The 24,245-nt window shown below is 56.7% G+C and carries 19 protein-coding genes and 4 pseudogenes; 9 read left to right on the top strand and 14 right to left on the bottom strand.

Features of this window, described 5'->3' with window-relative positions; translation table 11 throughout:
- Positions 1–4: 4 nt before the first annotated feature.
- The 8 genes from eutC to ASC96_RS20115 all read right to left on the bottom strand — a co-directional run bounded on the left by eutC (position 5) and on the right by ASC96_RS20115 (position 7,405).
- On the bottom strand, positions 5–997 hold the full coding sequence (gene eutC, locus ASC96_RS20150; RefSeq protein ID WP_060504921.1) for an ectoine utilization protein EutC: 993 nt from the start codon (positions 995–997) through the stop codon (positions 5–7).
- Positions 994–1,998, bottom strand: coding sequence for a hydroxyectoine utilization dehydratase EutB (gene eutB / locus ASC96_RS20145; RefSeq protein ID WP_060504920.1), 1,005 nt, complete (start codon positions 1,996–1,998; stop codon positions 994–996). The genes eutC and eutB overlap by 4 nt, the downstream gene beginning before the upstream one ends.
- Before the next feature lie 3 nt (positions 1,999–2,001).
- Entirely contained in the window at positions 2,002–2,781 is a 780-nt protein-coding gene (gene eutA / locus ASC96_RS20140; RefSeq protein ID WP_060504936.1) for an ectoine utilization protein EutA, read from the bottom strand.
- Positions 2,781–3,443 (bottom strand): ectoine/hydroxyectoine ABC transporter permease subunit EhuD, encoded by a 663-nt coding sequence (ehuD, locus tag ASC96_RS20135; RefSeq protein WP_060504919.1) that lies wholly within the window; start codon positions 3,441–3,443, stop codon positions 2,781–2,783. Before ehuD ends, eutA begins: the two co-directional genes overlap by 1 nt.
- A 2-nt stretch (positions 3,444–3,445) precedes the next feature.
- Positions 3,446–4,105 carry an ectoine/hydroxyectoine ABC transporter permease subunit EhuC gene (gene ehuC / locus ASC96_RS20130; protein WP_060504918.1) on the bottom strand — a complete coding sequence of 220 codons (660 nt, stop codon included), beginning with the start codon at positions 4,103–4,105 and terminating at the stop codon, positions 3,446–3,448.
- A 91-nt stretch (positions 4,106–4,196) separates the two neighbouring features.
- Positions 4,197–5,051, bottom strand: a complete 855-nt coding sequence (gene ehuB, locus ASC96_RS20125; RefSeq protein ID WP_060504917.1) for an ectoine/hydroxyectoine ABC transporter substrate-binding protein EhuB — start codon at positions 5,049–5,051, stop codon at positions 4,197–4,199.
- A 61-nt stretch (positions 5,052–5,112) separates the two neighbouring features.
- A complete protein-coding gene (gene ehuA, locus ASC96_RS20120; protein WP_060504916.1) occupies positions 5,113–5,898 on the bottom strand; it encodes an ectoine/hydroxyectoine ABC transporter ATP-binding protein EhuA in 786 nt (261 codons plus the stop codon).
- Between the two features lie 121 nt (positions 5,899–6,019).
- A complete protein-coding gene (locus ASC96_RS20115) occupies positions 6,020–7,405 on the bottom strand; it encodes a PLP-dependent aminotransferase family protein (protein WP_060504915.1) in 1,386 nt (461 codons plus the stop codon).
- 106 nt (positions 7,406–7,511) lie between these two features.
- Between ASC96_RS20115 and ASC96_RS20110 the strand changes: the two genes are divergently transcribed.
- From ASC96_RS20110 to ASC96_RS20100, 3 genes are all read left to right on the top strand, one after another.
- Positions 7,512–8,006 (top strand): Lrp/AsnC family transcriptional regulator, encoded by a 495-nt coding sequence (locus tag ASC96_RS20110; RefSeq protein ID WP_060504914.1) that lies wholly within the window; start codon positions 7,512–7,514, stop codon positions 8,004–8,006.
- Between the two features lie 121 nt (positions 8,007–8,127).
- Positions 8,128–9,624 (top strand): NAD-dependent succinate-semialdehyde dehydrogenase, encoded by a 1,497-nt coding sequence (locus ASC96_RS20105; RefSeq protein WP_060504913.1) that lies wholly within the window; start codon positions 8,128–8,130, stop codon positions 9,622–9,624.
- A 41-nt stretch (positions 9,625–9,665) separates the two neighbouring features.
- A complete protein-coding gene (locus ASC96_RS20100; protein ID WP_060504912.1) occupies positions 9,666–11,042 on the top strand; it encodes an aspartate aminotransferase family protein in 1,377 nt (458 codons plus the stop codon).
- A gap of 627 nt (positions 11,043–11,669) precedes the next feature.
- On the opposite strand, the pseudogene ASC96_RS20095 reads toward ASC96_RS20100, so the two are convergent.
- From ASC96_RS20095 to ASC96_RS20085, 3 genes and pseudogenes are all read right to left on the bottom strand, one after another.
- A pseudogene (locus ASC96_RS20095) lies at positions 11,670–12,501 on the bottom strand (IS3 family transposase); the annotation flags it as partial.
- 1 nt (position 12,502) lies between these two features.
- Positions 12,503–13,058: pseudogene (locus ASC96_RS20090) on the bottom strand (transposase); the annotation flags it as partial.
- A 161-nt stretch (positions 13,059–13,219) separates the two neighbouring features.
- Positions 13,220–13,942: an invasion associated locus B family protein gene (locus ASC96_RS20085; protein ID WP_060504910.1), complete on the bottom strand. Its 723-nt coding sequence runs from the start codon at positions 13,940–13,942 to the stop codon at positions 13,220–13,222.
- A gap of 823 nt (positions 13,943–14,765) precedes the next feature.
- Here ASC96_RS20085 and ASC96_RS20075 point away from each other — a divergent pair.
- The 5 genes from ASC96_RS20075 (at position 14,766) to ASC96_RS20055 (ending at position 20,818) form a co-directional block, all read left to right on the top strand.
- Positions 14,766–15,614 (top strand): CsgG/HfaB family protein, encoded by an 849-nt coding sequence (locus ASC96_RS20075; protein ID WP_060504908.1) that lies wholly within the window; start codon positions 14,766–14,768, stop codon positions 15,612–15,614.
- Positions 15,615–15,936: 322 nt separating this feature from the next.
- Positions 15,937–19,302: a hypothetical protein gene (locus tag ASC96_RS20070; protein WP_060504907.1), complete on the top strand. Its 3,366-nt coding sequence runs from the start codon at positions 15,937–15,939 to the stop codon at positions 19,300–19,302.
- 64 nt (positions 19,303–19,366) lie between these two features.
- Positions 19,367–19,786: a hypothetical protein gene (locus ASC96_RS20065; RefSeq protein ID WP_060504906.1), complete on the top strand. Its 420-nt coding sequence runs from the start codon at positions 19,367–19,369 to the stop codon at positions 19,784–19,786.
- A gap of 35 nt (positions 19,787–19,821) precedes the next feature.
- A complete protein-coding gene (locus ASC96_RS20060; RefSeq protein WP_060504905.1) occupies positions 19,822–20,430 on the top strand; it encodes a hypothetical protein in 609 nt (202 codons plus the stop codon).
- Positions 20,431–20,545: 115 nt separating this feature from the next.
- A complete protein-coding gene (locus ASC96_RS20055; RefSeq protein WP_060504904.1) occupies positions 20,546–20,818 on the top strand; it encodes a curli assembly protein CsgF in 273 nt (90 codons plus the stop codon).
- A gap of 75 nt (positions 20,819–20,893) precedes the next feature.
- Here ASC96_RS20055 and ASC96_RS31995 read toward each other — a convergent pair whose 3' ends face one another.
- On the bottom strand, positions 20,894–21,295 hold the full coding sequence (locus ASC96_RS31995; RefSeq protein ID WP_082512184.1) for a hypothetical protein: 402 nt from the start codon (positions 21,293–21,295) through the stop codon (positions 20,894–20,896).
- Between the two features lie 1,495 nt (positions 21,296–22,790).
- Here ASC96_RS31995 and ASC96_RS20045 point away from each other — a divergent pair.
- The gene (locus ASC96_RS20045) at positions 22,791–23,780 is read left to right on the top strand and encodes a GlxA family transcriptional regulator (protein ID WP_060504902.1); all 990 of its coding nucleotides are present in this window, start codon (positions 22,791–22,793) and stop codon (positions 23,778–23,780) included.
- Positions 23,781–23,935: 155 nt separating this feature from the next.
- Here the strand turns inward: ASC96_RS20045 and ASC96_RS32840 are convergent.
- A pseudogene (locus ASC96_RS32840) lies at positions 23,936–24,058 on the bottom strand (S-(hydroxymethyl)glutathione dehydrogenase); the annotation flags it as partial.
- Positions 24,059–24,085: 27 nt separating this feature from the next.
- A pseudogene (locus ASC96_RS32835) lies at positions 24,086–24,245 on the bottom strand (electron transfer flavoprotein subunit alpha/FixB family protein); the annotation flags it as partial.

Genomic DNA, 24,245 nt, shown 5'->3' with positions numbered 1-24,245 from the left:
GGTCTCAGCTTTCAAATGGCGTGCCCGCGCCGGCAAGGCCGGCACGCGCAAGGGCGAGTGTTGCAATGGCCGTGTCCTGGATACCGGTCCCGGTGAGGTCGGCGATGGTGATTTGGTTGGGGGCGGTGCGCCCCTGCTTCTCACCGGCGACGATCTGACCGAGTTCGGGAAAATCCGCATTCGGAGCGACCGCGCCAGTTCTGATTGCGTGATGCAACTCGCCAAGCCGCCGGGTCTGTGCCAGACGATCGGCCACGTAGAGACTGGCCTTGGCAATCGCCGCCGGTTCGATCTCGTTCTTATGCTCGGCATCGGATCCCATTGCAGTAACGTGCTGCCCCGGCTCCAGCCATTCCGCCTTGAGGATCGGCGTTTCCGAGGGTGTCGTCGTAACGACGATATCCGCGCCAGCAATGGCACGCTGCGAATCAACCGCGGCGACAACACTGATGCCGAGCGACCGCGTCAGATCGATGGCCGTCATTTCCGCCTTTGCCACGTCCCGCGCCCAAATCCGTGCCTCGTGGATCGGCCGCACCATGGTTAGCGCCTGCAGTTGCAGCCGTGCCTGCATTCCCGCACCGAAGATCGTGGCAATACGCGCATCCGGCCTCGACAGGTGTTTTGCGGCGACCGCGCCTGCAGCGGCGGTGCGCACATCCGTCAGGTAACCGTTATCGAGCAACAGCGCCTGCACGAGGCCGGTTGTTGCCGACAGAAGAACCATCATGCCATTGGTGCTCGGCAGACCGATCGCCGGATTGTTGAAGAAACCTGGGCTGATTTTGATGGCGAAACCATCAAGGCCGGGCACATAGGCGGTCTTCACATCGACCTCGCCGCGATGTTCGGGAATGTCGAGCCTGAGGATTGGCGGCATGACAACCGCTTTGGTCGCAAGCGCCCGGAAGGCGTCTTCCACGCAAGCAATTGCGTCCATATCCAGTTTCACCACGGCTCGCAGATCTGCCTCTGTCAAAATGATCATCCGGCTCATGCCGCCACCTCTACGGGCAAGGCGGACGCGCCGTTGATGATCCGGCGATGCAGATCCATGTCGATGTTGCGTCCCGACAGGATGGCGACGATGGGGCCGGTCGATGTCACCCGTCCGGACAGAAGGGCGGCGACACCGACGGCACCGGCGCCTTCAACGATCTCGCGCTCGGCCGCGTAGGCATGACGCAGACCGGCGGCAATCTCTTCTTCGGATAGAAGGATCACGTCGTCCAGCAAATCCCGGCACATGGCAAAGGTCAGCGCATTGCCGAGCCCGATACCGCCGCCAAGCGAATCCGCAAGGCTCGGCAGTTCCTCGATTTGAACCGGGTGCCCCGCATCACGGCTCGCTTTCATCGCGGCCCCGCGCTCCATGGTCAGTCCGATGATTCTTGTGTTTGGTCTCAAAGCCTTGATGGCACAGGCAACGCCTGCCGCCAGCCCACCACCGGATAGCGGCACAAGCACTGTTTCCACCTCGGGCACTTGATCCACGATTTCGAGCCCAAGCGTTCCCTGCCCCGCGATGACGGCCGCGTCATCGAACGGTGGCACACTGACCATGCCCTTATCGGCAACAAGCCGGTCGACCTCTTCCTGCGCTTCGTCCTGCGAATTTCCGGCAATGCGGACCTCGGCGCCGAGCTTGTGGATTTCTGAAACCTTGTTGCCAGGCACCAGGCGCGACATGCAGATCGTCGCGACCGCGCCCTGCGCCCTTGCTGCATGTGCAAGCGCCCGGCCATGATTGCCGGTGGATGCCGCCACAACACCACGAGCGCGCTCGGCAGATGTCAGCGACAAGATTGCATTGGTTGCACCGCGCAATTTGAAACTGCCGGTGATCTGGTGTTGTTCAAGCTTGAGATGGACCGGAACACCCGCCAGCTCTCCAAGTGCCGCAGACTGCATCGTCGGCGTGTTGAGAACATGCCCGGCAATGCGAGCGGCCGCAGGCCTGATATCATCGAGTGAAACCAATTGCCGGTGCTGGCTCATCTGTCACCGCTCCGGATAGGGCTTGGTCATGAGAATGCCGAGATCCGGTCGCGAAACAGCATCACCGCAGATCCTGATGCACGCCCAGGCGGTCGCGAGATTGCTGCTCACCACCGGTTTTCCAAGCACCCTTTCGATACGGGGAACGACCTCTGCGGCGCGAACGGCGGTGCAGGAAATGAACAATGCATCGGATTCCGGCGCCATGGCTTCTTCGGCGAAGGCGGCGATCTCGACATGTGAAATGCGCGCCATTTCCCGATCATCAGTCAGGCCAAGACACGTGAAGCGGTCGATCTCGAAACCGAGATTGGCGAAATAAGCGGCCATCGGGCGGCTGGTTTCGACGGTATAGGGCGTCAGTATCGAAATTCGCTTGGCACCCACAGCCTTCAGGGCACGGACAGCCGCATCCGTGGGTGTGACAACCGGAACGCCGGGTTTTGCTGCCTGAACCGCAGCCTCGATCTGCGCATCCCCGATGACGACGGACGCCGAGGTGCAGGAATACATGACCACGTCGAGCGGCTCGTCCGGCAGGATCAACGCGGCACCTGCGGTTAGTGACGGCTGCATCTTCAGCAGGTTTTCCGGCGTCACCGGATTGGCATAGGGGATGCGGGTGACATAGACGCCGATGCGCTCACTGGCCACAATGCGCTGGAAGTCGACCTCGGTCGTGTGGTCCGTCGCCAAAATGATCAGGCCGATGCGCTTTGCCAGCGGGCGATCTTCGAGGCGGGGCGTACGGCTTGCCATTTCAAACCGGATATTGTCTGTCATCATCGTTCATCCACCCGGGCATAACGTTCTTCCAGGAAACGCAGCGCAACCACCGAGATCAGGCTGATGACCAGGAAGAACACGCCGACCATGGTGATCGGCTCGATATAACGATAGCTGCTATTGGCGACGCTCTTTGCCTGGTTCATCAGTTCCAGCACGGTGATCGCTGAGAGCAGCGGCGTCTCCTTGAACATGGCAATGAAATAGTTGGCGAGCGCCGGGATCATCGGTGGAATTGCCTGCGGCAGCACGACATGCATCCATGTCTGCCGGATGCTGAGATTGGTGGCACGCGCTGCCTCCCACTGGCCGCGCGGCACATTGTCTATGCCGGCCCGATAAACCTCGGCGGCATAGGTCCCGTAATGGATTCCAAGGCCGATGACACCGGCGACCAGCGGCGACAAGCGAATGCCGATATCCGGCAGCACGTAGAAAATGAAATAGAGCTGCACCAGAAGCGGCGTACCGCGAATGAAATCGGCCAGAAGTCCGACCGGACGGGCAATTGCCGGGCTCGGCGAGCGTCTTGCGATTGCCAGGACCAGGCCCACGACCGCGGCAACGATCGCCCCAAGCACAGTCGCAAGGACGGTGATCTTCAACCCTTCGAGAAGGGTCGGCATGATCTGCCAGACGAATGCCCAATCCCATTCCATGATCAGACCCTCATTCCATCAAGACCGCGCGAAGCGCGGCGCTCCAGCCACCGCACACCGGCAGAAACAGCCATGGCCATGGCGAAATAGAGAACGAGAATTGTCGCAAACGGGATCAGCGTGCTGCCTGTCTGCGCGCGCACCACTTGCGCCTGGAAGGTCATGTCGGTCAGCGAGATCAGCGAGACCACGGCCGTGCCTTTCAACAATTCGATGGCATTGTTGCCAAAGGTCGGCAGCATCAGCGGCAATGCCTGCGGCAAGATCACGTGCCGCATCCGGTGATAACGGCCGAGATTGAGGGCGACGCACGCCTCGAGCTGCTCCCGGCCGATAGCCCGGACGGCCCCCCGCACCACCTCTGCTCCATAAGCGCCGACATTCAGGCCCAACGCCAGAACGCCCGCCTGCATCGGCGTCAGTGTGATCCCGGCAAACGGCAGGACGAAATAGGCCCAGAACAACTGGACGAAGATCGAGGTGCCACGAAAGAACTCGATGTAGACCGTGGCAAGTGCGCGCACGGCGGCAAAGCGCGACATGCGGCCAAGGCCGGCAGTAAACGCCATGACCAGCGCCAATGCTGACCCCATGACCGTCAGCTCGACGGTCACCAGCGCACCTTGCAGTATCAGCCCTATATAGCCGGACCAGTCGATCATCTTGCTTTCTCTGTCCCTGCCGTTTCAAAGCCAGGTCCTGCCGGGCCCGGGTGGAAAAGGAGAGGCAGCGCACCCCCTCTCCGGTTGGCCGTCAGTTGGCAGCAGCACAAAGCTTTTCGCGCGTCGTCGACATCGCCGCCGCGGCCGAAAAACCATAAGGCTCGATAATCTTGGCGAACTCGCCGGATTCCTTGAGTTTTGCCAATTCGACGTCAAAGGCATCGCGCAGAGCCTCGTCGCCCTTCTTGAAAGCTGCGCCATCACAATAAACCGGCGCACCTTGAACCGGAGCGATAACCTCCAGGTTGGGGTCATTGGCCTTCTTGACGAGATCGTTGATTGACAGCACCGGTAGCGAGTAGGCGTCTATGCGGCCGTCCTGCAGCATCTTCAGACCGCTCTGACCATCCGGCACGACGATGACGCGGTCGCGCGGAACGCCGGCTTCCAGCGCCAGCTTCTCTTCCGTGCCGCCGCCCGGCGCGCCGATGGTGGCGGACTGATCGTTGGCGACATCGGCATAACTCTTGAAGCCCTTCGGGTTGCCCTTCTTGACGAGCATCGCTTCTGCATCACACAGGACCGGCTCGGAATACGCGACGGCTGCACAACGCTCCGGCTTCATGAACAGACCGGCGGTGACGGCATCGTGCCGGCCGGCCTGCAGGCCCGGGATCATCGCGCCATATTCCGAGATCGACGCTACCACATCCGGCACGCCAAGCCGCTTGAATACTTCGCGGGCGACGTCGGGGGCCGCACCGGAAACCTTGCCGTCGGCGCCAACAGCCGTGAACGGCGGCTCGTTGGCGATGGCGATGCGGGCAAAGCCTTGCGCCTTCAACGCTTCCAGCTTGGCATCGTCGGCGTTCGCCGGGGCTGTAGCAAGAACAGTCATCAACGCCGTGGCGCCGGCTGCCATCGTCATGAAATGCTTCAATCTCATCGTTCCAACTCCTCTGGATTTTTTCTATTTTATCGGGGGCATTGACCGATCGCCGCAACGATCAGACGCGGTGCCCCGCCGCGATTATCTTGCGCAGGAAGTTCTGCGTGCGCTCCTGCCTGGGATTTCGGAATATGTCGTCCGGCTTGCCCTCCTCGACGATCCTTCCCTTGTCGAAGAACAACACACGATCGGCAAAGTCATGAGCAAAGCCCATTTCGTGGGTAACAAGCAGCATTGTCATGTCGGTCTCGGCAGCAAGTTTGCGCATGACGTTCAGGACTTCCTCGACCAGTTCCGGATCGAGCGCAGAGGTCACCTCATCGAACAGCATGATCTTCGGCGAAAGTGCCAAGGCACGGGCGATGGCGACGCGCTGCTTCTGTCCGCCGGACAGTTGCGCAGGCATGTGTTTTGCCTTCTCCGCCATGCCGACCATATCGAGAAGCTCCATCGCCCGTGCTTCGGCAACGGCTTTTGTCTCGCCCTTGGTCAGCATCGGTGCCAGCGTGATATTGTCGAGCACACATTTATGCGGGAACAGATTGAAGTGCTGGAAGACCATGCCGATCTTCGTGCGCATCTTTTGGAGATGCTTTTCATCGGCAGCTGCCAAGCTGCCCGCCTTCTGCATGTGGTAGAGTTGATCCCCATCGACCTCGATATGGCCGCCATTGATCTTTTCCAACGTCATGAGGATACGCAGGATAGTCGTCTTGCCCGATCCGGAGGGGCCGATCAGCGCCAGCTTCTCCCCCGGCATGACATCCATCGACAGACCGTCGAGCACCGTCAGTGGCCCGTAGGTCTTTAATATATTGTCGATGCGGATAATGGGCGAAGGCATGCAGATCTCTTCCTGCTGAGACGAGCGATGCCTAACGATGACGAGCGTATCAAATCATGTCAATTGCCAAAATAATCTCATGACAATTATTCTTTCCCTGCCCATTTCATGGACGAAACTATCAAATCGCAAGCAGCAACGCTTCCGGATTTCCGTGCGCCAGCGATGCGACGATGCCGAGCCCTGTGCGCAACTCCGCCTCAGATGTCGAACCAAGCGAGATGCGCACCGCAGGCGCGCGGCCATGATCAGCCGTTTGGAACGATATGCCCGGCGCGATCGCCACGCCGCGCAACCGCGCCTGCGCCACGAACCCTTCTTCCGTGTGCTGGCAGGTCAGCGGCAGCCAGATATGCAGGCTTTGTGGATGGGAATGGTAGACGAGAGCGCCCAAGGCTTCCGTCGCAATCTCGTGACGTCGCGCCAGCGCGCGGCGCTGCCAGTTGACCAGTTCCATCGCGGTACCGTTGCTGACCCAGCGCGTTGCGATCTCGGCAATCGCCGGCGTCGCCATCCAGTTGGAAACGAGATGCCGGTTGGCAACCGCCGCGACGTAACGGTCGGGCGCGACGAGATAGCCGATGCGCAAGCCCGGCACGGTGATCTTGGTGAAGCTCGTGACATAGAGCGTGCGCTCAGGCGCAAAGGTCTGCAGCGGCGGCGGCCTATTTTCGACCAATGGACCGAGGATATCGTTTTCGATGATCGCAATATCATGCCTGGCCGCCACGGCCGCCAGCGCTTGACGCCGTTCAGCGCTCATCAACGTTGCGGTGGGATTTACCACCGAGGGCTGAAGAAAAACGGCCCGGATCGGCCCTTTCCGGCAGGCTTCGTCCAAGGCCTCCGGGATCATTCCGTCTTCGTCGATGGCCAGGCCTTCCAGATGAATGCCCAGATAGCTCGAGAGTGGGACCAGCGTGTGGTGGCTGATCGCCTCGGTGGCCACGGTTGACCCTGGAGGTGCGACGCTCATTAACGCCACTGTCATGCCCGAGGTGGCACCATTGGTCAGATTGACGTTGAGCGGAGAAACCTCCAATCCGCATTGCGCCAGCCACTCGGCCGCTACTGCCCGATGGCGCGGAAACACCATGTTCGGCCGAAACGACAAGGCCGAACTCGATGGCAGGTTCTCTGCCAGCCAGCCGAAGGCCTCGCGCATTCGCTCGAGATGGATTTGCTCGCAAACCGGCTTCAGGATCGACAGGTCGATGACTTCGCCCAACCGCTCCGGCAGATAAGGCGGCTCCGGCTCTTTTGGCTGGGTCTGCACGAAACTGCCACGTCCGATCTCGCCGGCAATCATGCCGCGACGGATCAACTCGTCATAGGCGCGACTGACCGTCTGGATCGACAACTTCAGATCTTCCGCGAGCCTTCTATGCGTCGGCAATCGTTCGCCATTGATCAGCTTGCCATCGTGAATCGCATTGGCAATTTGCTCGGCGAGTGAGAGATAAGCCGGACGGCGAAGCTGCTGTGGATCGGGGCGCCAATTTGTCATGATTTTACAGTGCTAAAATTCAGGTCAATTGACAATCCAAAATTTGCATTCACCCTCTCGATTTCATAACATCGCCCAAGATTTTCACACCGGGATACCCGTCCGAATGAAACTTGACGCCATCGACCTGCGCATTCTGGAAGCAGTCCAACGGGATGGCCGCATCACCAAAGTGGCGCTGGCAGAAGAAGTCGGCCTATCGGCGACACCGTGCTGGATGCGGCTGCGCAAGCTCGAAAAGGCAGGGATTGTCTCAGGCTACCACGCCCGCGTCGCGGTGCGCCGCGTGGCGCCGGTTGCCAGCGTGATGATGGAAGTTACGCTCGGCAATCACCGCCAGATGGATTTCGATCGCTTCGAGCGCGCGGTGACCGCCATTCCCGAAATTGTGGCCTGCTGGTCAGTCGGCGGCGGCGTTGATTATATCCTGAAAATCATGGCCCCGGACATCGATGCCTATCAGCGGCTGGTCGATGATCTGCTGGACCGCGAAATCGGGATTGCCCGCTATTTCACCTATATCGTGACCAAGACAGTCAAGGAGGAGACCGTCCTTCCGCTCCCGGTCCTCCTGTCGCAAGGTGAGGCCGCGGACGGCTAGACATTTCCTCTACGGCAAGCCCTTCATTTGGACAGATCCTCTTCAGGCGTCCCGCCCAAGAGACCATCTCTCGCCTCGAAGCTGTCAGACTGAGCGTCAATCGAAGCACGAGGAGCCGCAGATGAATGCTGTTTTCGCACGACCCGCCTGTCACGACGCTCTCGCGCAGATGACCGACAAGCATCTCTTGAAGTCGCTCGCCTATGTCGGCGGACACTGGGTTGCCAATACTGCGAACCGCACGTTTGAAGTCCGCGACCCCGCCACGTCGGTACCACTTGCCTGGGTCTCCGAACTGAACGCCGACGAGACGACGGCGGCCATCGATGCTGCCGCGCGCGCCTTTCCGAAATGGCGCTCGCTGTTGCCGCAGGAGCGCGCCAAAATCCTTCGCCGCTGGTATGAACTGATCCTCGCTGCCAGGGATGATCTGGCGTTGATCATGACCCTGGAACAGGGAAAGCCGCTGGCAGAATCAAGAGGCGAAATCGACTACGCCGCCTCGTTCATCGAATGGTATGCCGAGGAAGGCAAACGGGTGAACGCCGAGAACGTCACCAGCCATCTGCCCGGCGCCGAGATGATCGTTCGCCGCGAGGCGCTGGGTGTGGCTGGCATTGTCACCCCTTGGAATTTCCCTTCCGCCATGATTACTCGCAAGGCAGCGGCGGCACTTGCGGCAGCCTGCACTGTCGTTGCCCACCCGTCCTCGCAGACCCCTCTGTCGGCGTTAGCACTGGCAGAGCTTGGAGAACGGGCAGGCATTCCCGCCGGCGTCTTTAACGTCGTTACCGGCGATGCTGCCACCATTGTCGGCCGTTTGTGCGAAGACAGCCGTATCCGCGCCCTCAGCTTCACCGGCTCCACAGAAATCGGTAGGCTTATCGCTAGGCAATGCGCACCGACGCTGAAACGGCTGGTGATGGAGCTCGGCGGCCACGCACCGCTGATCGTCTTTGACGATGCGGATATCGCCAAAGCGGTCGATATCGCCGTCAACGCCAAATTTGCAACGTCGGGGCAGGATTGCCTCGCCGCCAATCGTATCTTCGTGCAACGCCCGATCCTTGACGCCTTCAACGCTGCCTTCAGGGCGCGCATCGAAGCCCTGCAAATCGGCAACGGCCTCGAACCCGGTACGGAAATTGGCCCGCTGATGCACGAACGTGCGGTGGAAAAGGTTGAAGAGCATGTGGCGAACGCGATCAGGCGTGGCGCACGCTGCCTGACTGGCGGCAAACGCCATGAGGCCGGACCGCTGTTCTACATGCCGACGCTCCTCGTCAATGTCCCCGAAGATGCCCTGATCATGCGCGAGGAAACGTTTGGTCCAGTGGCGGCCGTAACGGCATTCGACACAGAAGCCGAGGTGATCAAACGTGCCAATGACACCGAGTATGGCCTCGTCGCCTATGTCGTCACTGAAAACGGTGCACGTCAGATGCGGCTCGGCCGCGCACTCGAATATGGCATGGTCGCCATCAACCGGGTGAAAGTCACCGGCGGCCCCATTCCCTTCGGCGGCTGGAAACAATCTGGTATCGGCCGCGAAGGTTCGCGCCACGGGATCGAGGCCTTCACCGAGCTCAAATATCTTTGCATCGACACCGCCGCCTGAACGCGCGCCCTCTTTCTAAAATAGACTTAAGGAATCCGCATATGTCCGACCACAGCAACGAAATGACCGCCTGGGACCGCGACCACTTCTTCCATCCGTCAACCCATATGGGCATGCACGCGCGCGGTGAGGCTTCGACGAGGATCATTGCCGGCGGCGAAGGTGTCTACATCACTGATACCAACGGCCGCACCAGTCTCGATGCATTTGCCGGCCTTTATTGTGTCAATGTCGGCTATGGCCGCCAGAAGATTTCCGATGCTATCGCGGAACAGGCAAAGAACCTTGCCTATTATCACGCCTATGTCGGCCACGGCACGGAAGCCTCAATCACTCTGTCGAAGATGATCATCGACCGGGCGCCGCCGCATATGACCCGCGTCTATTTCGGACTTTCCGGATCGGATGCCAACGAGACCAATATCAAGCTGATCTGGTACTACAATAACATCCTCGGTCGTCCGGAAAAGAAGAAGATCATTTCACGCTGGCGGGGATATCACGGTTCCGGCGTCATGACTGGGAGCCTCACCGGTCTCGACCTGTTCCACAATCTGTTCGACCTGCCGCGCGCGCCGATCCTGCATACGGAAGCCCCCTATTATTTCCGCCGTGCCGACCGGTCGATGAACGAAGAGCAGTTTTCGCAACATTGCGCCGACACGCTGGAAGAGATGATCCTGGCCGAGGGCCCGGAGACGGTTGCCGCCTTCATCGGCGAACCGATCCTTGGCACCGGCGGCATTGTGCCACCGCCGACCGGCTACTGGCAGAAGATCCAGGCCGTGCTGGAGAAATACGACATCCTGCTGATCGCCGATGAAGTCGTCACCGGTTTCGGCCGGCTCGGCTCGATGTTCGGCTCCGATCACTATGGCATCAAGCCGGATCTAATCACCATCGCCAAGGGGCTGACGTCCGCCTATGCGCCGCTCTCCGGTTCGATCGTCTCGGACAAAATGTGGCAGGTGCTGGTCGAAGGCTCCGACAGGATGGGCGCGATCGGTCATGGCTGGACCTATTCCGCCCACCCGATCTGCGCTGCCGCCGGCATTGCCAATCTGGAACTGGTGGATGAACTCGGCCTTGTCGAGAATGCCGGTTCCACCGGCGCCTATTTCCGCGCCGAACTGGCAAAGGCCGTATCCGGCCACAGGAATGTCGGCGAGGTGCGCGGCGACGGCTTGATGGCGGCGATCGAGTTCGTCGAAGACAGGGATGACCGGAAATTTTTCGATCCATCGCGCAAGATCGGCCCTCAAATCTCGGCAGCACTGCTGGAGCGCGGTGTCATCGGTCGTGCCATGCCGCAGGGCGACATCCTCGGCTTTGCCCCGCCCCTCTGCCTGACCCGGGAAGAGGCAGACATTGTCGTGAAGGCTGCCGCCGGCGCCATCGAAGCCGTTTTGGGCCTTTGACGAGAAGCCGACCCAACAGCAATACCAAGTTAATCGGTGCCGTGCTCTCTTTGAGGCAGAGCAGCGATGTTTTTGCCATAAGGGCGGCGCGGGCTCCCTAATTCTTCAGGTCCTCAAGCGGCACACTTAGGAAGCCGCAGTGTCATTTGAACGCATTTGAACGGTTATTGATGGATTTCGATTTGAGTCCGTTAGCAACGACAAACACCTGGGACCAGTTGGAACAAAACACTTGCGTTCTGATTGTTTAAGCGTTGAAGCGTCCCCACCGCTCGACACGGTGCAGAGCCCCAACTCGCATCGGCCTCACGGCCAGCCAATCCTGCCTGGATGGCGGGCCTTTTTTCCAGGCTACAAGGTCACGCGCCTATCTTGCGGATTTTCCAATCATTGAAGCGCACCAACTTTGTCCGTGTGGGCATGCTGCCCACGGTACAGCGTCGCGGGAGTGAGCGACCGCGTCATTGCCAAGCACTTGGGCAGCAAACGCTACGGAGAACTTCGCGATCCAACTGTGTTAAACGACGGCGCACGCATTCGGATTATGCAAGCCCTGCCACAGTACCGGAGACCTTATGGATGGGCCAGGAGAGTCCGGTGGAGTTGCCCCATAAAAACCGGACAGGATCAGATTTCTGTTTGACGGTTTAAGAACTCGCGCGGAGATCGATATCCCAAAGCCTTGTGAGGGTGAAGCGTGTTGTAATGCTCAAACCACAATGGCAGTTGGGCGATGACCGTTTCGGCGTCAGGGATGGGGTTGACCGAGATGTAATCGCGCTTAAAGGTTTTGACGAAGGCTTCGGCCATTCCGTTGGACTGAGGGCTGCGGACCGGTGTCGTGCGAGGCTCCATCCCAATATCCAGCAGCAGCGATTTCGTGTCTGCCGCAATAAAGCACGATCCATTGTCGGTCAGCCATTCGATGGGCTTAGGAAGGATATTGATGCGGCCGAAACGGTTTTCGACCGCCGTTATGACAAGGTCCTGAACATCTTCGCTCTTGATGCCTTCAGTTGTGGCGACATGGGCAATGGCCTCGCGGTCACAGCAGTCGAGCGCAAAGGCAACGCGGACCTTTTCCTTGTTATCGCAGCCGATTTCGAAACCGTCCGAGCACCAACGAAAATTCGACTGAGCGACTGCAACGCGACCATCGTGGCGGCGGTGATCAATGGCTCCAGTATGGCGTTGGAGAAGCAGGCCGTGCACCTTCATCACCCGATAAACGCGTTTGGCGTTCGGCCATGGGCGGCTTTCGCTGCGGGCTTTACGGCGTAAGATCGATGAACCCGGCGATATCCATAGGTCGGCATCTCGGAGATGATCGCTTTGATTTCATCGACGAGATCATCATCGGCGAGCGGCGGCCGACCACGGGCTTTGGAGGGACGCTGTTTCACACGCTGAGCCATGTTTGACCGGGCAACACCAAAAGTCTCGCACACAGCCGTCATCANCTGCGACCCCCGACAGCAAGCGATATCTCGGAGATGATCGCTTTGATTTCATCGACGAGATCATCATCGGCGAGCGGCGGCCGACCACGGGCTTTGGAGGGACGCTGTTTCACACGCTGAGCCATGTTTGACCGGGCAACACCAAAAGTCTCGCACACAGCCGTCATCAGGAACTTCCCTTCGGCAATGACAGCGAGCGCAACAGATGTTTTTTTGGGCCTGTGGCGATCTCAAGCGCCTCTTTGAGAATCTCGCCTTCCATCGTCTTCTTGCCGAGCAGGCGCTGCAACTCTTTGACCTGGTTCTGAAGGGCACGATATTCGGACGCCGGAACGACATCTTCCTCGGCAGCAGTTGCCGTCAGAGCCCCTTGGGTGGCAAGCTTACGCCAGGTGAATAACTGGTTCGGCTGGATGCCGTAGCGGCGAGCAACAATGCTCACCGTAGCGTCCGGCTCATATGTCTCCTGGATGATGGCAAGCTTCTCTGTCGTCGACCAGCGACGGCGGCGCTCAGGGCCGGACAGGACTTCTATCTTAGGACTGTGACTGGTCATAATGGGCACATTACCTCGCACACTTGTTAAGTGGGAGATCGTGTCCGGATATTTATGGGGCCATTACATCCGGATCTCCATCCCCAATGGAGGAAGTTCCCGTCATCACTCACGCGACCATCCCAAGGGACGCCGCAACGGTTGTCCAACACAAGGGTGATTTACGGGCTGCTCTTCCCACGATCAGTGACAGCCTCATAGGCACCGCCAAAACCTTTCAGAGACAGGGAGATAGGAACGCTTTTGCCATCCGGCGTTGTAACTTCGATCGAAGCTTTAGGCTTAGCTATCATCGCCGCTATCATCTTGGTCGGGACCGCACCTTCGACCAGACAACCTTGGGGCGTACATCTGCTAATGGGCATAGATCCGCTATAGGATTTATCGATCTCGATCTTAACCCCTTGTTGAACAGCGACCCCCAACGGCACTGCCATTTGGATCAATATCGTTGCGGCATCTGCGGATGGCGCTAGGCTCATTACTAAGACAGCCTGTTTTTTGTCAGCGGAAAGAACATTACCCACGATTTGGCAACGTCGATCACCCTTGGGATGATCAATACATTGTAATTCCCAGTCGTCGAACGTCTTTGAACTGTTATTGACAACGTCCTGAGGTTGAGATGCGTTCTCCCGCTTTTGACGATTGGAAGCGACCGGGTCACTAGGCCGCTGGGATTGCGCTCGATCGTTCAGGAAACGCTGCACCGCACCATTACCCTGGTTTTCGGGGTTTATGAGTATGGGAGCTCCCGTCGTAGAACGTCCGGCCGGTGTAGAAAAAAGTGGTGCGGTGTCTTGAGCATAGCTAGTCGGAACGACAACAACAAAGAACAGCGTGGCAGACGTCAGAATTCGTCGCAAACGTGATTTTCTCAACATTAAAAAATTCCTCAATACAGCTTTTGAAGTCGTTTTCCACGGAATTTAAAAAGAGTCAAACAGGCATCAAAATAACATATTAATAAAACCGATTGTCCCTGAGCAACTTTTATCATAAGCCGTCTTCCATATTTAACATTTTCGAGCGCCATCAGATGAAATCTAAACACCCGACCCTAGCTCTCTTGGTATTCTCGCTCTTCCTAGCAACGCTCCATCCTCATCAAACAATGGCACAAGCCTACGTTGATCAGGCGGGGACAGCCTCGAAGGGCGGAGCTTACGTTCCACAGGCGTCCCCCGAAATTCGCCGTCCCGTAAAGAAAACCAACACGCGCGCAGGCCGAGCCGCCGCCTCCCAACAGGAATTAGCGCGTACCCGGCTCGAGTCAAAATTGAGCCAACTCCCAACAGTCGGCGCCGGCTCATCCGCCCTCGTGAAGCTCGACGTTGATGATGTTGCCTGGCCAACAGTGGGAAAAGGACTCGCAAAGTAAATCGTATTATTTGAGACGATATAGCAGCAGTGTCCCCGTTTATGCCCGAAATAGCGTGTTCGACGTGATTGACCCAAAAATGGCGCTTACTGCAAAACGACCAGGATGCTACGCGCCAATTTCGATTTATTTGTCAATTCTATCACGTTAACGAAATAAAAAGAAATTCGTGCCGCCAACGTGACAGTTACGTTTTTTGTCCGTAAAGATAACGTCAAGACAGTTTAGCATTGTAAAATTTGGATACTGATATTTGGATCATATCCCTTTTTAGGACGTTAAATTCTGATAATGCCTACTGTATTATTGCGTATTTTGGGGGAATTATGAAGATTCTATTGGCGTCATTGCTGTTGTCCGCAACAGCAATCCTATCCGGCTGTCAGACAGGACAACAGCTTGACACTCCTGCTGCAACTCTTACGTCGCCAACAAAGACCAGCCCCAAGGTTGTTACATTGGCCACGCCCGACGTTCCGGTCGATGTCGCGGTCTACGACTTCCCAGACCTTACGGGTCAAGCAAAGCCCAATGAAAGCTTCGCCGAGTACAGCCGCGCTGTGACGCAGGGCGGCTCCGCGATCCTCGTGGACGTGTTGAAGAAAACAGGCGGAGGAAAATGGTTTCGTGTCGTTGAGCGAACCGGCCTGAAAAACCTCGTACAAGAACGTACATTGATTGAGAATACCCAGCGATCCTACGGTCAGGCGAGCGGATTGCCGCCTGTGCGGTTTGCAGGCCTTCTTTTGGAAGGTGGAATTGTTGGGTATGACTCAAACGAGTTGACCGGGGGCGCTGGCGCAAAGTACTTGGGTATAGGCGGCGATATCCAATATCGCTCAGACATTGTTACAATCAATCTCCGGGCAGTAAGCGTGCAAACCGGAGAAGTTCTCGCCTCTACCACCACAACAAAACAGATTTACTCAGTGCAAGTGCGGGGTGGCGCGTATAAATTTGCAACGGCTGGAGAGTTGCTCGAAATAGAACTGGGCCAGTCACGAAACGACCCGGGCTCGCTTGCAGTACGGGAAGGTATCGAGCTCGCAGTTTATTCGCTTACCGTAGATGGTGTCCGGCAAGGCCTATGGCACCTAAAGGATCGTTCGAAAGAGCCGGCCTTCATCGAAAGCTTTGAGAGCAATTACGGCGACAAGGCTTTGCCTTCTACATAAATCAATTGCGACGAAAATTAATACTTGCAATAGAAATCAATCTGCGGCCGCCTGCGTATATTCGGGTGGCCGTTGCTTATTTTTTTTTATATTTTTCATAACAGTCCATGTCGCCAAGAATTAGGATTAAACGGTCCTGTTTTAATACATTGCGAAAGCGCACCATTTTTGGGTGATTCTCATTTTACATTAACTAATTGTTCACGTTTCCCGTCAGGTGTATTGCTCCCGCGCAATATTGGATGATATTAATTGCTTGTTAAGTTTATTAATTATCCGGAAGCGCCTTGCAAGGACGCTCATCGATTAGAGGAACATTCCAATGAGTTTTTCAGCGAAACGAACCGTGTTGCTCGCGGGGGTTGCGATGATGACCCTGACCGCCGGCGCCGGCGCACAGGAAATCACAACGGCAAATTATGCGTTCATTAGCCAGATGAACAACAGCAACTTCGCCTATCTTTCTCAATCTGGTGCCCTTGGTGCAGAAGGTGGCGCCAACAGCGGCTTCATCTATCAGCACGGCACGAACAACATCTTTCTTCCCATCGCCAATGGCGCTCCCGCCGACGCGCAGCAGGGTGCAAACGTACTCGGAGTGATGCAGCTCGGCTCGGACAACTACATCGGTGGTGTTTTCGCACAAAACGGCACGAACATTGCCGGTCTTGCCCAGTTCGGCAGCGGTAACGTGATTGACACGTTCTTGCAGACGGGCGCTAATCGTGGGACCATATTCCAAGGAGGATATGCTAACGTTGCTCGTACAATCCAGGATGGCGAAGGCAATGATGCAGGTATCGTCCAGGTCAACACAGATCCGGCATTGGTGGGCAATTTCGCCTTCAATGAGCAGCGCTTTGGCACAAACGATGTCGCCGATGCGCGCGGCGGCGCATTCGCCGGTATCCTGCAGTCAGGATCGCAGAACGTTGCGAGTAACCGTCAAATTTCGCAGCGCATGTCCGATGCGGCCATTCTGCAATCCGGGAGCGGAAACGTTGCCGTCAACACGCAGGTCGTCGACACTTACAACTCAAAGTCGTTGATCGATCACTACGACATCGGTCAGGAAAATCAGGCCAGCGTCATCCAGCTCGGTTCGGCAAATGGGGCCGTCAATGCGCAGGATTCCAGCACCAATAGCTTCGTTGGGATTGTTCAAGGCGGAAACCGGAACGCTGGTTCAAACACCTATGTCGGCGGAACGGACCATGTTGGCCTCATTGCTCAGTTCGGAGACGACAACGGCGCAACAAACGTTAGCCGCGATGGAACCGGAAACACAGCAAATATTCTGCAGGGCGGTGATCGCAATGTGGCACTGAATACCGTGCGTGATGGTTTTGGCGATACCGCCGCCATCGCCCAATTTGGTGACGACAACATTGCTGCCAACGCGCAGACAGGTGCAACCAGCAGCCCGGGCGTAGCTGGCACAGTTGCCGCCATTGTCCAGGTCGGTAAGTCAAATCGTGCCGGCAACACGCAGTCAGCGCAGGCTCTCGGTAGCAAGAACCAGGCCGGGATTCTGCAAGTTGGCAACGGCAACTCTGGCTACAACATTCAGACCGGCGGTTCTGACGCTACGGCGTTGATCGTTCAGGGCGGCAGTGGCAATGTCGGCGTCAATACCCAGGTCAATGTCGATCCGACCTCTGCATCTATCATCCAGGGCGGGTCGGGCAATGTTGCTTATAACAGCCAGACAAACGTGATCGGTTCTAACGCCCTCACCGTCCAATATGGCCAAGGCGCGGCCGACAACCTTGGTATCAACGCACAGACTGGCGTCACAGGCAGCTCGGCAACGATTGTGCAGGGTAACACAGGGGGCGCAACCAACGTTGCACTCAATACCCAGATAGGAGTGACCGACGCTACTGGCCTGATTGCGCAGTTCGGCGCAGGCAACGGTGCTGTCAATCTTCAACAGGCCGGTAGCTCAGGCGTCGATGCTGCAGTTCTGCAGGTTGGCACGGGCAACGTTGCGAACAACACCCAAGGGGCAGAGGTTGCTTACGCGGGCTTGAACCTGACCGGCAAAACCGAATACTCGGTATCTTCAAACCTGACCACGATAAAGGTCGAGACACTCGCTCTGAGCACGCTAGGTGGAGTTGCGAAGGTGCCAGCCGTGGATTCTTCGGCCGCAATCGTTCAAGTCGGCGACACCAATTCCGCTTCAAATTCGCAGGTCGGCGTATATACTGCAGGCTCCGGAGCCAAGCAGGCAACTAAGACCTCGCAGCTGACTTGGCGCGGCTGGCAACAAGTCGGAAGCACCGCCGCGGTTTTACCTTCGGCTGGCAGCGTCGCCGCAACCGTCGCATCCAACGCCATCATCGGCCAGTTCGGCGATAACAACGTCGCCAGCAACCAGCAGATCGCAACTTCTGGCACGGATGCGGCTTCGGTACAGATTGGTGATCGCAATGGCGCCATCAATGTCCAAACACTGGCCGTTGACTCAGCGTCCGCCAATCTTCAGATCGGCGATGATAACGTTGCTCTCACTCAGCAGTCGGCGTCCCTCGGCTCGAACGCTGCGAACGTGCAGGTTGGCGCGAAAAACGCTGCGGGCAACTCGCAGACCGCGGATGCCGCCTCCAATGTGCTCAACATCCAGGTCGGAGACAGCAACACGGCGGCAAACACCCAGGATGGCACGGTCGGTTCAGATGCCGCAAACCTCCAGGTCGGCAACGGCAACCTCGCCGGCAACGTCCAGAACGGCGTAACGGATGCAGTCGCTGGCATTGCGCAGATCGGCAACGGCAACGTTGCTGCAAATACCCAGCAGAACGGCAGCTCGCAGGTCGCAGCGCTGATCGTTCAGACGGGTGAAGGTAACAAAGCTGGCAACATACAAGGTGCCGAGGCAACGGTGTTTGACACCTTCGGCACTGCGGTCGACGTCAAGGCTGATGCGTCTGCAAGCCTGTCTGCCGCGGCCATCGTTCAGTCTGGCAGCCGCAACACTGCGACAAACGTTCAAGGCGGTTCGCTTGAAGTGTCAAGCAACCCGATCTTCACAATCAATGCTCCGGCTCCGGTGGCAGGCTCTGTGGCAGGTATCGCCCAGTTTGGGAGTGAAAACACGGCAGCCACATTCCAGCTTGCATCCGTGGGCGCGGTCGCTGGCACAGTGCAGATCGGCGATTTGAACACCGCCGTGACAACACAGTCTTTGGTTGCCGGCGTTGCGGCGGTAACGCTTCAGGATGGCGACAGCAACATTGCTGTTACGACCCAGTCCCAGGTGAGTGCTTTGTCTGCGGCTGCCACCATCCAAAGTGGTGACCGCAACGTTGCGACCACGACCCAGGTCGCCAGCATCGGCAACGTGTCGCTGACAGTCCAGAACGGGTCCGACAACCTCGCGGCGGTCAACCAGTCCAACACGACGGGGAACCAGTCGCTTATCTTGCAATCAGCCGACCATTCTATTGTGCTCGTAGACCAGTCGGGTGCGGGCGGAAACAGTTCGGCCGTGAGCCAGGCAGGTGCATATTCTAATGCCTGGATTTCGCAGGTCGGAAGTGGCTCAAATTCAGTGGTGTACCAGCTTGGTACGGGGGGTGCCACTGAACGCAACCAGGCTTTCGTGAGTCAGACCGGCAACGGCCAAAACTCGTTAGTCGTCCAGGCCGGCAAGGCAAACGTTGCCTTTGTCACGCAGCATTAATTGTAAAAGCGCGGAGCGCTGCGATGGCGCTCCGCACCGCACCGCAACGAAGAAAGGGGAAGTCATGACATCGTATCGCTTCGCGTTGCCCGCAATTTTAGCGATCATACTGGCTGTCCCTGTGACGACCGGTGCAATGGCTATGGCCGACGGAACAATAAACGGGAAAACCAGCGATGGTTGCGTAGCGGCTTGCGGGTTTCGTATTAGCGGCGGCGAAATGTTGGGGTTGACTTCTTTCATGGAACTCGCCGGATCCTTTGACAGCGTGGTGACGTCGAAGGTCACCAGCGTTTCACGCCGTGGCTCAATTACGACTCGTCAGACCAGTGTGTTTAAGGCGGGTGCCAATCCCATATCAAACATATGGCTGAACCAACCCTCTGCCATTTCCATTGCAATGGGAGCAATGAACAATGCTGGAAAACAAATTTGCGAAATGAACCAAGCGATCGACCTAGCCGAACTTCCAACTGGCATCTGAGCAGATGACTTCGAAAAATTGAGTAAGGGAACACCATGAAACGGTCGACACGTAAGATCATACGAAAAATTGTAGCGCTGGTTATAACCTCCACCGTTGCCTTTTCCCCATCGGCTAAGGCTGAAGACCTCCTCGTCAGGGACTATGAGAGCTCGCCTACCGCGGTTCAATCATTGATGGAGCCCATTCAGCCATTCCTAGGGGGCGCAAACGGTTCTACTACGTCGATCATTCAGATCGGCATGAACAACCAGGTCAATTCGGAAATTCTGGGACAAGGCAGCCTCGCCGTCGTCCAGCAAGCTGGTGCAAATAACCGTGCCGTACAATCCATCACCGGAAGCAGCTCTGCCCTTCTCCTGGTGCAAGGCGGAGCCAACAATTCTGTGTTACAGGCCAGCCGTGGCAATAATAACTTTCAGTTGGTCGGTGTTTCTGGCAACAACAATGAAGTTGCCTATGTTCAGAACGGCGACAATCTTGCAGGCGCCCTGGACGTGCGCGATTCAACAAATTCAACAGTCCTAGCCTACCAGACTACACAAAGTGGCCGTTACATGATGCCCACCGGGTTGCGAGGCTTGGACAATAAGGTTGTTGTTGTTGTCCCAGGCAGGATGTACGTGATCAACAAGCCGAGATAAAACCACGACTAAGAAACCGAGTTATCATTTTGCCCAGCGCCGGCATCACAAAAACCGCGCCGACAAGTTGCAAAGGTTGCTGTGATTATCTCCTAGCATTCAGAAGGAAACGCTCATGAACCTCCAGAAATATTTAGTTATCACTGTTTTATTATGCACTGTGGCCGCAAGTGGTGCTTCGGCCTCGCAACTAGTCTATCGCGCAACCAACCCGAGCTTTGGTGGCGACCCGCTAAACGGTAATTGGCTGCTGTCGCAGGCAAGTGCGCAAGGTGAGGGCGCAAGCTCAAGTCCGGGCTTCTCCATCGATTTTCCCGATTTTGGCGATGTCGACCAACCGACCCCAGATCCGGACGAACTCCCGGACAATGGTAACGCACCAAACTAATCGGCTCCAAAAGAATTTAGGGCAGCACACGTGATAGGGTGCTGCCCTGGATCGGTTTTGTCCCATGTCAGGCCGTCAGCGCTGGCTGATAACGGCCATATTGCTACGCCCCTGCTGGAAGATAAATGCCTGGTGACTATTGCCCGTCTGAGCAATTGATGCGGAGTTCGCGTAGCCAATTTGCTGAATGAGGCCAACGTTGCGTGATCCAAGTTGGTCAATGTTGGCGGTATTGAAATCACCGCTTTGAGTGATGAACGCAAGATTGTTGGCGAGCCCAGAGGTATCCACGCGTGGGACCGCAGAGATAATGTTCATCAACGGCTTCATGATGGATGTTGTATCCATTCTGGAAAACCCGGAACCTGTTGCCTGTTTAACGAATGCCGGTGAGGAAAATGCGGTGCCAGCCTGCGCGGAGGCCGCAGAAAAAATGAAAGCAGAAATATAGAGTATAGTTTTAATTTTATTATTCATTTTTGTCTCCCTTGTGTCTGATGGAGGCAATTTAACACCAGCAAATAAAAAATATGCCAAACATGTTGGTAAATATATTATGGATTATTATCGAGATCTCGAACTATAATGTTTATAGGTTGGTAACCGTAACCCTATGCATTAAAAACCAGTTTGGAATTCCTCAAAGGTATGTCCTAGGACGGCTTCCATGACCATCAATAACGCAAAGGTTATTGGCGACTGTGGCAACAGGCTGCCCCACGTCCGAAACCGAGATAATGGCTATAAGGACACTGGGTCGGACCACATCCTGCAGTGGCCCCCTCTCCATCCGCCAAACTTCCTAAGATAGTATCGGAGTTGCCATGCGCGCTGAATGCATTCCAGCTGAAGCGGAAGATTGTTTTAGGCGTGACGCGCCTGGGCTAGCGAACCCTATGAAAAATTTCACCGCAGCACTTAAGGACGCCGTCAGGCTCGTCGCCAAAAATATCGCCGTCCGGGCTTTGTGCTGTGCACTCTCCCTCGGGAGTTTTTCCGCGTCAGCCAAAAACGTAGTTCCTACAGGTGAAGTATGTGTCATCAATGTCCGTGCGGATGATAAACTGAACGTGAGAACGCACCCGGACGCCAACTCGGCCGTCGTGACGAGCATTTCACCGGCCGAATGCGGCGTGATTATCACAGGACAATGCCAGCCGTATTGGTGTCCCGTTGAAATAAATAGTGCCTCCGGCTGGGCAAACAGACGCTTCATTTCGACGGTTTCGCCAGCACGATATTGTGTGTCAGGGGTGGCCTCTTATGATAAACTTGCCATGAGAGCAGCCCCCTCAGTTCACGCTCTCCTCTTAGTTGAGCTGCCTTCCTACCAATGCAACATCTCTTTGCTGCCTTTCTCTATCAGCGGATGGCAAAAGATTCGTCTCGACGACTGGGAGGGCTGGGTCACTCGCAGACATCTTAGTTTGAGATGAATAGCACGTATTACTTGTTCCATCGCGACCACATCCGAAACTGACATCAACCCTTCCGCGTTTCCGCAGGAAGGTCTGTAGGACTTGTCTTGGTCAGTTGGATTCCCGAATTAAAGCTCATGCTAATATTGAAGTCGGACGGTGAGTAAATCCCAATCACAGCCAGAGAATGTGACCCAGTCACGTCGGCGATATGAACATCCAACGCTTCTCAGGCGAAACGCAGAACAACCGTTTCGGAGATATCGGTCGCCGCAGCCGCTACGAGCAGCGACCGGCCCGAGAACTGGGCCAGTAATTACTAAGGGCTCAGGCCGTGGATCCGCTTAAAGGAGAAATTCGATGCCACTCGGATGAGCGATGCCAAAAAAACCTGATGTGAGGGATCTAAACCCAAACTGATGCCAGACTCTTTCGCGCCGAGTGTCCCCGGCCGGACCAGGACTGTCGGCCACAATACGATCTTCGTTGACGATCGGGATCCTTTAGCGCAGGTTTTCTATATTAGATGAAGGCGGCCGAACGGTGGAGTTGAGATGAAATCGTCGGAATCAAGCATGCCTGTCGATCGGCTGAAGATCGGTTTTGTGCTCGCCAAGTCCTTCACGCTCTCCGCCTTCGCTCTTTTCGTCGACACGCTGCGGCTGGCAAGCGACGAATTCGACAGGTCCGGCCGGGTGCTGGCCGATTGGCAGGTGCTTGGCAGCACGCGTCATTTGATAACGTCCAGTTGTGGTGTCAAAGTCGCGCCGACATCGGATTTCGTCGATCCGAGTCAATTTCAGTACGTCGTGGTGGTTGGCGGTCTACTTAACAACGCCCCCTCTGTCGACCGAGAAACGATCGACTTCCTGAAGAAGGCCTCGACAAAGAATGTCAGGCTGATAGGCGTTTGCACCGGTTCCTTCATCCTTGCCGAAGCCGGCCTCATGAAAGAACATCGGACCTGCGTCAGCTGGCTGCACTACAATACGTTTCGCGAACGCTTTCCCGACCATCAGGTTCGCTCAGACCGGATCTTCAACCTCGACCGGACCAGAGGATCCTGTGCGGGCGGCAGCAGCGCCGCCGACATGGCGGCATTGATCGTCCGGCGTCACATTAGCAAGGAAGCAGAGCGCAATGCGCTCGAAGTTCTACATATCGAAAAGGCCCGAACTGCGCTTGCCATCCAGACGCGGAAGCCACTCTCTATCGAGTGCAAGGACCCCAGGATCAGGGCCGTGCTGATTATGATGGAGCAGCACATAGAGGGAAGGCTGCAAATCGAGGACCTTGCTGCATCGGTCGGCCTCTCCAGGCGACAACTCGAGCGTCTCTTCATGAGTGAAGTTAACGGTTCCCCGGCCCTCATCTACCGGCGGGTGCGAATGGAACGTGCCAAGCAGCTACTCATCAAGACCAAGACTTCCCTAATCGAAGTCGCCCTCGAAGTGGGTTTTGAAAATGCATCGCATTTCTCGCGAGCATTTTCTCAAATATTTGGACAGCCGCCGACCAAAGTTCGAAATGCCTATTCCACTTAATGAAATGAAGAACGGAACCGCTATCTCATTGATGCGCGATTAGCTGGAACGGTACGATGCATTCCGTTGTCCGCTATACGCATATGGAAATTCTCCAGACCTAAGGCTTTAACTCTACTCCCATCCGGTCCCGGCGGCCACGTGAATTGGTGGCCATGGCAGATGCCGGTCGCCTTGGCCTCGACCAATACTTCGCCGGCGCGCGGGCCGTCGAGCTGAGCGGTGATGATTTCGAGTGGCTTGCCTGCCTGCACGGCAACGACGGCGCGTACATCCATGACGTACGCCTTCAGTTTTTCACTGGCCTAAAGTGCCTTTTCAAGCTCCGGAAGGATGGTGAAGAGATCACCGACGAGGCCGTAATCGGCAACCTGGAAGATCGGGGCTTCCTCGTCCTTGTTGATGGCGACGATGACTTTGGAGTCCTTCATGCCGGCCAGATGCTGGATGGCGCCGGAGATGCCG

The organism is Rhizobium sp. Root1204 (assembly GCF_001424965.1).
Taxonomy (GTDB): Bacteria; Pseudomonadota; Alphaproteobacteria; order Rhizobiales; family Rhizobiaceae; genus Pararhizobium.
This window is presented reverse-complemented; position numbering and strand designations above follow the sequence as displayed.

Excerpts from the sequence above, each read along its gene's own strand:
- eutC (WP_060504921.1), bottom strand. The coding sequence starts at position 997 with ATGAGCCGGATGATCATTTTGACAGAGGCAGATCTGCGAGCCGTGGTG.
- eutB (WP_060504920.1), bottom strand. The coding sequence starts at position 1,998 with ATGAGCCAGCACCGGCAATTGGTTTCACTCGATGATATCAGGCCTGCG.
- eutA (WP_060504936.1), bottom strand. The coding sequence starts at position 2,781 with ATGACAGACAATATCCGGTTTGAAATGGCAAGCCGTACGCCCCGCCTC.
- ehuD (WP_060504919.1), bottom strand. The coding sequence starts at position 3,443 with ATGGAATGGGATTGGGCATTCGTCTGGCAGATCATGCCGACCCTTCTC.
- ehuC (WP_060504918.1), bottom strand. The coding sequence starts at position 4,105 with ATGATCGACTGGTCCGGCTATATAGGGCTGATACTGCAAGGTGCGCTG.
- ehuB (WP_060504917.1), bottom strand. The coding sequence starts at position 5,051 with ATGAGATTGAAGCATTTCATGACGATGGCAGCCGGCGCCACGGCGTTG.
- ehuA (WP_060504916.1), bottom strand. The coding sequence starts at position 5,898 with ATGCCTTCGCCCATTATCCGCATCGACAATATATTAAAGACCTACGGG.
- ASC96_RS20115 (WP_060504915.1), bottom strand. The coding sequence starts at position 7,405 with ATGACAAATTGGCGCCCCGATCCACAGCAGCTTCGCCGTCCGGCTTAT.
- ASC96_RS20110 (WP_060504914.1), top strand. The coding sequence starts at position 7,512 with ATGAAACTTGACGCCATCGACCTGCGCATTCTGGAAGCAGTCCAACGG.
- ASC96_RS20105 (WP_060504913.1), top strand. The coding sequence starts at position 8,128 with ATGAATGCTGTTTTCGCACGACCCGCCTGTCACGACGCTCTCGCGCAG.
- ASC96_RS20100 (WP_060504912.1), top strand. The coding sequence starts at position 9,666 with ATGTCCGACCACAGCAACGAAATGACCGCCTGGGACCGCGACCACTTC.
- ASC96_RS20085 (WP_060504910.1), bottom strand. The coding sequence starts at position 13,942 with ATGTTGAGAAAATCACGTTTGCGACGAATTCTGACGTCTGCCACGCTG.
- ASC96_RS20075 (WP_060504908.1), top strand. The coding sequence starts at position 14,766 with ATGAAGATTCTATTGGCGTCATTGCTGTTGTCCGCAACAGCAATCCTA.
- ASC96_RS20070 (WP_060504907.1), top strand. The coding sequence starts at position 15,937 with ATGAGTTTTTCAGCGAAACGAACCGTGTTGCTCGCGGGGGTTGCGATG.
- ASC96_RS20065 (WP_060504906.1), top strand. The coding sequence starts at position 19,367 with ATGACATCGTATCGCTTCGCGTTGCCCGCAATTTTAGCGATCATACTG.
- ASC96_RS20060 (WP_060504905.1), top strand. The coding sequence starts at position 19,822 with ATGAAACGGTCGACACGTAAGATCATACGAAAAATTGTAGCGCTGGTT.
- ASC96_RS20055 (WP_060504904.1), top strand. The coding sequence starts at position 20,546 with ATGAACCTCCAGAAATATTTAGTTATCACTGTTTTATTATGCACTGTG.
- ASC96_RS31995 (WP_082512184.1), bottom strand. The coding sequence starts at position 21,295 with ATGAATAATAAAATTAAAACTATACTCTATATTTCTGCTTTCATTTTT.
- ASC96_RS20045 (WP_060504902.1), top strand. The coding sequence starts at position 22,791 with ATGAAATCGTCGGAATCAAGCATGCCTGTCGATCGGCTGAAGATCGGT.